16 protein-coding genes are annotated in these 10,409 nt (G+C 46.9%); 2 read left to right on the top strand and 14 right to left on the bottom strand.

Translation table 11 applies throughout. The features are described from left to right. The first annotated feature begins 148 nt into the window (after positions 1–148). Entirely contained in the window at positions 149–340 is a 192-nt protein-coding gene (locus NWE93_08185; protein ID MCW4000204.1) for a tautomerase family protein, read from the top strand. An 11-nt stretch (positions 341–351) separates the two neighbouring features. On the opposite strand, the gene NWE93_08180 is transcribed toward NWE93_08185, so the two are convergent. The 13 genes from NWE93_08180 to NWE93_08120 form a co-directional block, all read right to left on the bottom strand. Further along, a complete protein-coding gene (locus NWE93_08180) occupies positions 352–948 on the bottom strand; it encodes a hypothetical protein (GenBank protein MCW4000203.1) in 597 nt (198 codons plus the stop codon). 4 nt (positions 949–952) lie between these two features. Then, positions 953–1,567 carry a hypothetical protein gene (locus tag NWE93_08175; GenBank protein MCW4000202.1) on the bottom strand — a complete coding sequence of 205 codons (615 nt, stop codon included), beginning with the start codon at positions 1,565–1,567 and terminating at the stop codon, positions 953–955. Next, positions 1,554–1,865 (bottom strand): hypothetical protein, encoded by a 312-nt coding sequence (locus NWE93_08170; GenBank protein MCW4000201.1) that lies wholly within the window; start codon positions 1,863–1,865, stop codon positions 1,554–1,556. Before NWE93_08170 ends, NWE93_08175 begins: the two co-directional genes overlap by 14 nt. Further along, positions 1,865–2,470, bottom strand: a complete 606-nt coding sequence (locus tag NWE93_08165; protein MCW4000200.1) for a hypothetical protein — start codon at positions 2,468–2,470, stop codon at positions 1,865–1,867. Before NWE93_08165 ends, NWE93_08170 begins: the two co-directional genes overlap by 1 nt. Before the next feature lie 61 nt (positions 2,471–2,531). Next, complete coding sequence (locus NWE93_08160) at positions 2,532–2,852, bottom strand: hypothetical protein (protein MCW4000199.1); 321 nt, start codon at positions 2,850–2,852, stop codon at positions 2,532–2,534. Next, positions 2,849–3,451: a hypothetical protein gene (locus tag NWE93_08155; protein ID MCW4000198.1), complete on the bottom strand. Its 603-nt coding sequence runs from the start codon at positions 3,449–3,451 to the stop codon at positions 2,849–2,851. Before NWE93_08155 ends, NWE93_08160 begins: the two co-directional genes overlap by 4 nt. Next, positions 3,448–3,753 carry a hypothetical protein gene (locus NWE93_08150; GenBank protein MCW4000197.1) on the bottom strand — a complete coding sequence of 102 codons (306 nt, stop codon included), beginning with the start codon at positions 3,751–3,753 and terminating at the stop codon, positions 3,448–3,450. The genes NWE93_08155 and NWE93_08150 overlap by 4 nt, the downstream gene beginning before the upstream one ends. After that, entirely contained in the window at positions 3,750–4,385 is a 636-nt protein-coding gene (locus NWE93_08145) for a hypothetical protein (protein ID MCW4000196.1), read from the bottom strand. Before NWE93_08145 ends, NWE93_08150 begins: the two co-directional genes overlap by 4 nt. Next, positions 4,382–4,915: a hypothetical protein gene (locus tag NWE93_08140; GenBank protein ID MCW4000195.1), complete on the bottom strand. Its 534-nt coding sequence runs from the start codon at positions 4,913–4,915 to the stop codon at positions 4,382–4,384. Before NWE93_08140 ends, NWE93_08145 begins: the two co-directional genes overlap by 4 nt. A gap of 99 nt (positions 4,916–5,014) precedes the next feature. Then, positions 5,015–5,887: a hypothetical protein gene (locus tag NWE93_08135; protein ID MCW4000194.1), complete on the bottom strand. Its 873-nt coding sequence runs from the start codon at positions 5,885–5,887 to the stop codon at positions 5,015–5,017. Positions 5,888–6,195: 308 nt separating this feature from the next. Further along, complete coding sequence (locus NWE93_08130; GenBank protein ID MCW4000193.1) at positions 6,196–6,678, bottom strand: hypothetical protein; 483 nt, start codon at positions 6,676–6,678, stop codon at positions 6,196–6,198. Positions 6,679–6,885: 207 nt separating this feature from the next. After that, entirely contained in the window at positions 6,886–7,503 is a 618-nt protein-coding gene (locus NWE93_08125) for an ankyrin repeat domain-containing protein (protein MCW4000192.1), read from the bottom strand. 65 nt (positions 7,504–7,568) lie between these two features. Continuing rightward, complete coding sequence (locus NWE93_08120) at positions 7,569–8,468, bottom strand: HEAT repeat domain-containing protein (GenBank protein ID MCW4000191.1); 900 nt, start codon at positions 8,466–8,468, stop codon at positions 7,569–7,571. 418 nt (positions 8,469–8,886) lie between these two features. Here NWE93_08120 and NWE93_08115 point away from each other — a divergent pair, with 418 nt between their 5' ends. Then, a complete protein-coding gene (locus NWE93_08115; protein ID MCW4000190.1) occupies positions 8,887–9,516 on the top strand; it encodes a 4Fe-4S dicluster domain-containing protein in 630 nt (209 codons plus the stop codon). A 19-nt stretch (positions 9,517–9,535) separates the two neighbouring features. Here NWE93_08115 and NWE93_08110 read toward each other — a convergent pair whose 3' ends face one another. After that, positions 9,536–10,384 (bottom strand): histone deacetylase, encoded by an 849-nt coding sequence (locus tag NWE93_08110; GenBank protein ID MCW4000189.1) that lies wholly within the window; start codon positions 10,382–10,384, stop codon positions 9,536–9,538. Positions 10,385–10,409: the final 25 nt, after the last annotated feature.

The raw sequence follows: 10,409 nt of genomic DNA, 5'->3' as shown, positions 1-10,409 counted from the left end.
GGGATAGACGGGTACCCTTTATTGGCGGAGGATGTATAAAGCAGTTATCAGTAGAAACAGCAAAGCGGCTTTTCTTCTAGGTTTGATGCGGTGGGAAAAATTAATCTGCCCTGCCGCCTAACCCTTTATGGTGATTTATGTGCCTTTTGTGCAGGTAAACGTTTGGGCCGGCATGAGCCCTGAGAATAAGCAGAAAGTCGTCGAGGGAATAACCCGGGTTTTCACGGATATGGGTATCCCCAGTCAAGCCACCACCGTGATGATTCTGGAGGTCCCCAAGGAGAACTGGGCAAGCGGCGGCAAACTCCACAGCCAAGCGCCCCCCGACCTCAGCCGATAGCGGTCTGCTCTTCAGGGCGCTTTTGGCGGGTAGCCGCGGGGATTTTTTGGTTTCGGCATCGTGAGCAGCTGGTTTTTGCCCACCCAGACTTCAGAGCGATATTTTCTCTCCCAACCGAAAATCAACGCTGCCTTTGAATCAAAATATGTAGCTATTGTCACGAAAACGCAGAGGAACGCTGTGCCCCATATTTCTTGAGGATAATAGAATGCGCTGAGGAAAACAGTTGCTACCAGCGTTAGAGCGGTGATTAGGAAACTGATCGATGACAGTTTGGTGCTGGCTTGACCCGCCCGAGCAAGAACCTTCAACTCCCTGTATGTCAAAGCTGCCCCGAGGAATAAACCCAAAGCAACCGAGCCAGCTAATGCCGCCGCCATCACCGGCGCAGCCAAAACGTAAGTTAGATATCTGCTAAAGGTTACTACAAAGCCTGTGGAAGTAATCGCCATAAGAATCAGGTTTACAGAAATGCGCATTGCACTCTGCGGTCTCTCAGCTAAAGCAAGGCCGCTGCGGCTGTAGCCCACCAGAGGCATCTTGATGATGATTGGCTCCTGGGGAAACCAGCCTCTTATCTTTGAGCGGGGGCTTCTATGTGTGCCCATTCATTTAGCGCCTCCAACCTGCACGGCTGCTTATGTTGTCTTGGGGCGGTTTCGGGATAAGATACATCCCAGTTCCCCACGTGCTCTGCACTATACGCATGTCATTTTTCCGTTCAAAAGCAGCCAAGAGTAGGGGTCGGGTGATTGCGAAGGAAACGACCCAGGGGTAAAGCAGGGCTAAAAAGGGCGATAAATCTCTGCCGTAGATACTCCAGCAGGCAAAACCTCCCGTGATCGGCATAGCTGCAATGAGTAATAGCAAAACCAGCTCTTTAGCGGTAAAGCGGTAATGGTATTCTTTTGCAAGCACGCCAAGCTGACGTGTGGTTAATGCCCAACTGCAAACAAGACCCGCCGCTGCGCCCATGGTTACCCAAGCAGCAGTCACCAATGAAGCTCGAAGCTCAAGCCCTATGGAGAAAGACATGAAGCCAAAGAGCACCACATTGAAAACCGCCAATACAACCGCATACTTTGTTGTGCTAAGCGTGTAATCGGAGGGAATTATCCGGGGCGGCTGCTTGGCTTCATGCCCTTGCAGGTTCGCCGAGCATATCAAGCGGGGCTCCTGCGGGAACCATCCTCTGATGCGGTTAGCCAGCATCTCACTTGCCTTCATAGCTCCCCTCTCCATGGCTCCTTCTATGTCGAAGGTAACCGTAAACCGCGATAGCGGCGCCGACGCACCATGCAAAAGAAGCCGTTTCAATATACCACAGAAAAGCGGCGGCGGATTCACCCGTGATTCCTGTTAGGTTTCCAAAGACAACCATCAACCCTAAAGCGCCTGCTCCGCCTGCAATCCCCCCCGCCAGCCACCAAGCCATATAGGGAACATGCCCCAGCGGTTTAAGCCGAGTAGGCAACGTGGGTTCCTCTGGGAACCATCCTCTTATGCGAGAAGATAACTTTTTCATCAAACTGCGCCTCCACCCTCTTTGCCTAATTCACCGTCACCCGCTTCACAGCCAGTCATCAACGGGTTCTCTTTTGGAACAGCGACGATGCCGCCTCCAAACCCAGCAATCATTAAACGCATGTTTTCCCTCTTCTCGAAAGCAGGAAACAAAACATATCTCGCAATTGCAGCTGCCGTAATCAAGGCTAAACCCGAAACTACAAACGCTAGCGACGGCGATATCGTCGGGCCCTCATTGAACACGACATCGGCATAAGCCGCAAAGATAGCAAAGATAGTCAAGGGAACAAATGGCAGAAAACCCCTTAAATCCATTTGATACCGGTGGTCTTCAAACAACTTTCTCATGACTCTTCGAATGGATAATACGCCTAAACCTGCCCCCAAAATTATGCCTGCAATCATCCATCCGACAGCAAACAGGGAAATCCAACCGGGGGAATCTAAGGCAAGTCCAAAGAAGAAACATCCCCAAAATAAATCAATAATAATTAAGAAAACAGTTAGTCTGAAGTTATCTTGTTTTACCCTTGTTTTGGACCCCGGCGGAGTTACAGGTAGCTGCCTCTTTTCATGAACCGTTTGGTAGCTATTTCTATGCAAAGCGGGCTCCTGGGGAAACCATCCTCTGAAGAATTTTTCTGAACGCCGCCGCAACCCCATCTTAACGCCATCCCTTCGGCAGCAGACGCTGCTTATAGTTACGATAAATCAGCACGTTCACGGACACCAACGTTGCAATAAATATGCTCCACTGCAAAACGGATACTGTCAAGCTGTCGTAGGCAGGGCGAATAAATAGCAAGTCGGTGCCCAAAAACACGGCCACCATGATTCCGTTGGCTATCTGCGCGACTTTGAAGGCTTTCTTGTCTGGCTCTGCTTTTGTTTTGGGCAATGAGGCAGGACTTGCGAGGTGTTTGTAGTTGGGTTCCTGAGGGAACCATCCTCTTATGCGCATTAGGAGACTTCTTTTGGCGTTCATTTTGAGGTCTCCTTTTTTTCGGCGGTTTTTTTCTTGCCGTATTCATGGAAAAACAGGTTAACGAGTGCTATGAGAACTGTAAAAATGATCACCGAGGTAAACAGTGGCTGTGACCCGGCGGTTGCGGCTGTGTATAATGTGAACCCTAAGAAGGCGCAGACCAACATAATGTTAGCTGCAACGGTGGCTTTGAAGAGGTCTCCAAAGTCTTCAGCGGGCGTAACCCAGCGTGTGTATTTCATCCACTTTGAACCCTGAGTTTTAAGCTTGACTCCACAAAACGTGAAGGCGAGAACTGAGATGAAAATCAGCGCAATTGCCCCTGCTAAAATTATCCATGCCTCTGGCGTTCTGGGCGAGGCATATCCCCATCCAGAGTTAGCTTTAGGGGTAAAGCTATTCGGAAACAGCAAGTATGGAGCCGCCAAGAGAACAAACCCTGCCAATAGGCTGGCCACTCCCAATCCGCCAAATGTTCGGGCTGAGATAGCGCCGATTCTGCTCATGGGTGCCGCCTCAATTTTTCGGTTTGAGGGCGAAGCATGTTCCTGTGGGAACCATCCCCTGATGCGTGTCTGGAGGCTTCTTTTGGCGTTCATCGGCTTGTTTCCCTCCGATAGCTGAGCCACACCAGAAAAGCCGCCGCCAACAGCGGAACCCCCAAAACAACCAGCAGAACCGCCACCTGATTTGGGTATGCGGGAACAAAACTCATGATGACCCCCAGCGCAGTAAAGGAGCCGCCTGCCGCGCCTAATCCGCCTACAAGCCGTTCCCGAACAGTCGGAGGCCCCCTTATGGCTGGCCTAGGCTTCGCTACGTTTACTTTGATTGCGTTAAGTTTGGGGTCAGCTGGAAACCAGCCTCTGATTTGCCTTCCACTGTGCTCTTTGTTTTTCATGGCTTCAACCGGCTTTTTTGTTCGTTTTGTTCAGTACGTGTTTTTGGGATAGAATAAAGCACGAATCTTCCCCGCCAAAAGTCTCCGCTTTTAATCTCTCCTCGCCAAAGCTCTGATTTATTTTTTCTTTCCCAAGCACGAAAAAGAAGCGTTTGTGCAGCCCCAGCGGATAATAAACTCGAAACAAAGAAGGCCATCATTGAATATGTTAACGTAGCAACTTGGGGGAAGTTAACTATCCAGTTCCCTATTATCAAACACAAACCGCTAAGAGCAAAGACAATAAATGTCGTTGTCGAGAGTTTAACATTTGAAGAGCCAGTTTTAAATAGCGTTTGCAGTTCCCTATATGCGGGCACTATTGCGAGAAATGTTCCTATAACTGCGCCAAAAAGAATTAAGCCAACAAAATTAGAGAAAGGCAGGTAAAATAAACAATTTAGCAGCGGCATCCCTAACAATAAAATGAAAAATATTGAATCGCGGTTTAGGGAAAAAGCTTTGTATCTCTGGGGCGGTATTGCCTGCATTTTAGGTAAGCTATCGCTAATAGCAAACGTTGAGTTTTTTATTTTAGGCTCTTGTGGGAACCAGCCTCTGATTCGGTTTCTTAAGGTTTCTCGTGTTTTCACTTTTTTCTCCTCCAAGAAAGTATTCCAACTGTAAACATTGTAAGTCCGACCGCGAAGAAGCCGCCGAACATCTTCAGTTGCAAATAGTCATAGTTGAGGCTGAGGTCGGTTGGAGCCAGCAGGTAGAGGAATAGGAATCGGAAGGAAATTGCAATCACGCCAAAGCCGCAGCCGAAGAGGAAATTTCCCACAAAATTCTTCCGCATCATTCCTTCAGCCATCGAGTTTCTGAATCTTTGGCTTTTTATCGATACTGCGCCCATAACTGCCATAAGTATGCCGCCAACGCCCATCGATAAAAAGAGCGCAATATTGTCAAGTAAATCTCTGAAAAGGCGGTTGTCTATAACGATGCCCTGCCAACTTAACGCTTCCGCAAAATGGCTGTAATTTATACTTGAAATTAATGCTGCCCCAAAACCCAAAGCGATCAATCCTATGCCAAAGCCAATCACTATGCCTGCATCGCGTTGATATTTTGATTCCATGGCTGCCGGAAGCGGATTAACCACTGCCAGGGCATTCTGCATTCTTGGCAGGCTTTTTTGTGGCTTTGGTAAGGTCGGTGTGGCAGGGAACCATCCTCTGATTCGGTTTTCCAAAGTTGGTTTCTTCATACCCATCATCCTTTAGTTTTGAAGCCTCTCTACATGACCCCACTGAGTCGTGTAATTTCCCGCTTGAATGCTTGACGAGTCGTGAACGGTTATCCAGCCAAAATACGAGAAGAGGTTGAGGTTATAACTATAATTCTGACTTAACGTGACATTAACCAGTGTGCTATAACAATCTACATACACCAGTAATTGCTGGCCTTGTACGGTATAGTTGAAGTTGTTTGCTGGTTCATTGTCATAGGTACCGTTTGGATGATATTCTGCTCGGCTGCTAACTATGGTTGGTCCATATTGTTTGATGAAGGATACTTGACAGATTTTGGTGGTGTCTTCTGTAAAGTAGACATGGATGTCTGCTTGATTTGTGTTAACATTTAAATTCACAACGTTTACGTTAGGCGCCTCTGTGGTGGTTATATAGTGATTTTCGGGCACGTAGGTGACTGTGAATGCGCCTGCAACGGCTGTACCTAAGAACATAATGCAAAAGAGAAGCGCCAAAATGGCGGGGAGGGTTTTGGCGAAGCGGTCTAATCCTCGAAGAACCAGAAAGCCTATTGTAATCAAAGCTATCGGAATGGCATACTCATACTGCAATCCCGAGGTTATTACAAGGTATGTGATGGCGGGTAAGATTGCTATAGCGGCAAGGGGCGCGAGTAGTTGCCGTTTGGTCGGAAAATTATCGGGAACAGTCCAAATTAACTTTTCTTTCTGTAATTTCCAAGTAGTGACGGTAAAAATTATCAATATTACAGCTACCACTCCAACGAAGGTTGCTACGCCCACACTGGTGCCTAGCAGAGGATATGCGATGATTCCTGAAAAACGCAAAATGCCTAAAAGTGCATCATTGAAAAAAACGCCGGCAGCGCCTATAAACATGAACACAGCTGTTACAGCAAATCTTAGTCGAATAGTTATGTTGTATCTGTAAATGCCATAACAAAGACTGAATAAAATAGCGACCCAACAAAAGTCAAAGGCTGCAATAGGGTAATCCTTGGAATATAAAGAGGTAACTCCATTAAAAATCGAGAAAATACCAAAAATAACTGTGTAAATTAGTAGCTGTTTTTTGTTTTTTCGTTCCTGTGAAGGGACGTTATCTATGCGTGTTACTGCCTTGGTCTGAAGTGCGGGTTCTTGAGGGAACCAGCCTCGAAGGTACCGCTGGTAGCCGCTTTCCCAATTCATGCTTTGAGCTCCGGTATGAGTTGGCTGAAGATTTGATGCGCCAGCTTGGCAGGGTGAATCTTGTCGGCATCGGGGATTTCTATGCCTCTTTCATGGGCTATGTCGATGAGGTATTGGCGGGTTTGGTTGAGGAACGCGGTGTCGGTGATTTCTTCGGGGTTGTCGTGCCAGTACCAGACTTTGAGTCCGTGGCTGGTGGTGTAGGTGATGATGGCTTTGCGTTTGAGGCCGGGGTGGTAGCCGAGGAGTATGGCTTGTTGGGGGAGGAGTTTGGTGACTTGGAGGTCGTTGACTTGGGCGACTTCGAGGAGGGTGGTGGCGAGTTTGGTTTGGGCGGTGAGGCGGGTTTGGTTGACGTATTGGCGGGTGGTTTTGAGTTTTTGGGCTATGGTGGTGACGCTGAGGCCTTTGCCGAGGAGTTCCCAGATGGTTTTTTGGCTTTGACTGAGGGGTGAGGAGACGTTGCAGGGCGTGGACATGACAATACCTGTAAACACTACAATGTTTACAGACTATTTAAGAATTATGTTAGGATTCTTAGGGATAATTATGAGTAAAAGGTGAAGAAACTGTTGACCTCCATAAACCACAAATGGAGTTCAAAAGAATATGAGTTTGGAATTGAAACCAAACCTAAACGAATCAATTAAAATTTTTCTTAAAATAAAATTTGTATGCGCTCCATGTTATTCAATACCAGCATTTTCAAGTAGAAAATCAGCTGTGGAATTTTCACCATATAATTTAGCAACAGTTAAAGGCGTAGCTCCTTTTTCTGGAACTATTCCACCCCAGAAATGCTTGTTTGCCATTAGACGCGCATTAATGTTTGCGCCTTTTAAAAGTAGCTTTTCAGCCAAAATCTTGTCTCCTCTAGCTGCTGCGTAATGCAAAGGTGTTGCACCATCCTTATCCAGCACATTGACGTTAGCTCCATGCTGTAAGATGAAATCAAATAGCGAGGAGTTTTGACAAAGTACTGCACTATGAAGTGCAGTAACCCCACAATGGTTTCCTTTATTTATGTCAGCACCTCGGGAGATCAAAAATTCAGCCATTGCTACATCATCACCACCACCTATGACAATGTTTGTATCGTTGATTTTGAGCCCCCTTCGAATAAGAATGTCAATAATTTCAAATTGTCGATAAAGGCTAGCATAGTGAAAAAGTACGATATTTCCAGAACTGTCCTTTGCATTTACAAGATTAGGTTCACGGTCAAGAATCTCTTCAATTTCTCTATTGTTTCCTGCCTTGCAAGCTGCGGCTAATTTGCCTATAATTTCAAAATTCGCAATCATGCTTCTCTGGCCTCTTCTTTGTCTTTTAATAAAGGTGAGAATTTATAAACTTTCTAGTAACACTATTAGCAGAATAGACCTGTAATGGATATTTCTCCATATTTTTGATATAAACTTGTTGGAGGAAATTTAAGCCTTGACCGTAGAGCCGTTAAAATTATCCGTGTAAGCTTACTGTGTTTTTTTTCTAGTTTCAATAAAGCTTCTGATAATATGCTTATTATCCTATTGTCTTTCCAGGGGCGAGCAGCTTCCTCTTTTAGTTTTGCTTGTAATCGTTGAATGACGTGCTCATCTCTGCAACCGATTTCCCCAAGTGACCAAGCTGCAGTATCAAATAGATGCGCATCATGCGTCCAATCCAACTCGAGCAATGGCTTAACAGCTTTTTGGTTCTTTAAATATCCCAGTACTTCTATTACAAACCGCATCATATCAACTGAATTGGGTGGATTGCCAAGTCCTACAAACCTGGCGGGGTTACGAGGATACCAGGCTGGGGCATCTTTTTGTAAAAAAGAAATGAGCGCATCAACTGCGGGCTCACCTATATTGGCCAATATTGCTGCAGTTTCTCTTGTAGTCGGGCTCTTACTGTAAACGACACGTGGGTCTGGGAAAATCTCTTCGAGCAGCAACTCCAATCCGCATAATGCCCTTGTATCTCCCATCAAGGCAAGAGTGAGAAATTTGTCATAGCTATAGTCAGCCTTTTCGAAAATGGCGTATGCAGCACTCTTGTCACCAATCTCACTTAAAGCTCTGACGGCTGCGTATCTTACAGAACTATCTTCGTCGCTTAATAATTCAATTAATGGTTTCACTGCTTGGGGGGCTTTTATTTTGCCGAGAGCTTCTACGGCTGCTATTCGTATAAGAAAATCTTTATTCAGCAGAGCCTTAACCAAACCGTCAACATTTCTATTTTCAGTCATCTTTTTAACATTAGGTTTCAACAAATCCATTGTTGCTGCACCATACTATCCTGATTATTTAGGACAGGACTATTTAACGTGTGCTTGTGAGCGGTGGAAGGGTTTTACAATAATTATCCCTAACTTTTAGCCGCTAATTAAGAATTACCGAAGCCCCGCGGCAACCCCACAAAACCCCAACCAAAAACCCAACAAACAAACAGCCAAACAAACACAAAACCAACACCCACCCAAACCCCCAAACAAAACCCATGCAGACGCCTAGCCTATAAATAGAGGGGGGGTAGAGAAGAACACGCACAACAGAGCCCAAATGCAGCCAAGCCCAGCCAAACCATATTTTTCCGTGATCTAGCATGGGTTTTCCATAAAAACAACCATTTTTTTAAGTAACGCATAAAAGCAAATGCTGCACAGTGTTACTTTAACACCAAAGGTTTGGTTACCAATGTCGGCTAAAAATCCTCCCAGAAAATTCGTTTCAGTTGACCCCAGCAAATGCATCGGCTGCGGCATCTGCGAGTACGCCTGCACCGTTGAGAAAGGCGAAGGCATCTGGAACCCGATTCGCAGCAGAATCCGCGTTGTCCGCATGTCACCAGTTTTCAATTTCGCATTAACATGTCGAGGATGCATTGATGCACGATGCGTTAAAGCATGCCCCGAAAGCGCCATCACCCAATCCGCAGTTAACAACCTCCTCATCATCGACGAAAAGAAATGCAAAGGCTGCGACTGGTGCATTCAAGCTTGCCCACATGGCGGCATCGCGCTCCACGCGGAAACAGGCAAAGCCATCGCATGTAACCTCTGCGAAGGCGAACCTAAATGCATCGAATCCTGCCCCGAGGAAGCCTTGGAAATCGTTTCAACCGACGAGGAAGCCGAGAAACGCTTCAACGACGCCTTAGCAAAGCTGCCTGAGCGAAGCGAGAAACTCCTCAAAACAGTCGAAAACAAGGACTGGAAGCCGCTGCTGGCAAGTGCAGAGAAGCGCTCGGAGAAAATCTCTGAGAAACTCGAAGCCCTCAACACCAAAGCTATGGCTAAAAGAGCCGAGAAAGAAGCTGAGGAATAAACCTCACTCTCCTTTTGGGTTAACGGTTTTCTTCATAACCCCTAATCAGTAAATCCGCGTCTAACCCGACGTTTTGCCCGTTGTAGCCGCCTTCCAGAACCCAAAACGCAGGCAGCCCAAGCGAAGCTATTCTTTTGCCTATATCATAGAAGTCCTGCCCCAAAAGCCCCAGAGTTGCCAAGTCGCCGCTGTGCGTGTCAAACCCCACCGAAACCGCCACAACCTCAAACTTGCCCACATCAACCAAACCCAGCGCCTTATCCAATGTTTCAAGGTAAAGTTTGCCCCCTGCAGTCGCCGGAAGAGGAAAATTGATGCAGTTCTGCTCTATGGTGATGCCGGTTCCAGGGTAGTTGGGTGACTGATGCAGCGAAACATAGGCTACATCGGAGTCCCCTAGAAAGATTTCTTGGGTGCCGTTGCCATGGTGTCCATCGATGTCTAAAATCAACGCTTTCTTGCCCAGCTCCTTAACGGCGACGGCAACGTTGTTTAGGTAGCAGAAGCCACGGGTGTAAGCGCCCAAGGCAGCTCCATACCTGCCCGCATGGTGTCCCGGTGGACGTGTAAGGGCGAAGCCTCCGATTTTGCTTGCCAGCAAAGCCCCGCCAACCGATAAGCTGGCGTAATCAAAGATTTTATCGTAAGCTGGCGTATCGGAATCCTCCACCATCCCCTTTTTGAGGTTCCACAGATACTCCATGTCATGAACCGAGAGCAACTGGTCTTCGGTGGCAGGGGGTGGCTCCACAAACTCGTAGCCCTTCTCCTGCAGGATGTCATGGGCAACTTTCACTCTTTGAGGCCCCTCAATATGCCAAGTTCCATAAGCTAAACATTTTTCGGAGTACACGATCGTGGTCTTCATCGGTTGCATCCAGCAGACACATAAA

It is taken from the genome of Candidatus Bathyarchaeota archaeon (genome assembly GCA_026014735.1).
Taxonomy (GTDB): domain Archaea; phylum Thermoproteota; class Bathyarchaeia; order Bathyarchaeales; family Bathycorpusculaceae; genus Bathycorpusculum.
This window is presented reverse-complemented; position numbering and strand designations above follow the sequence as displayed.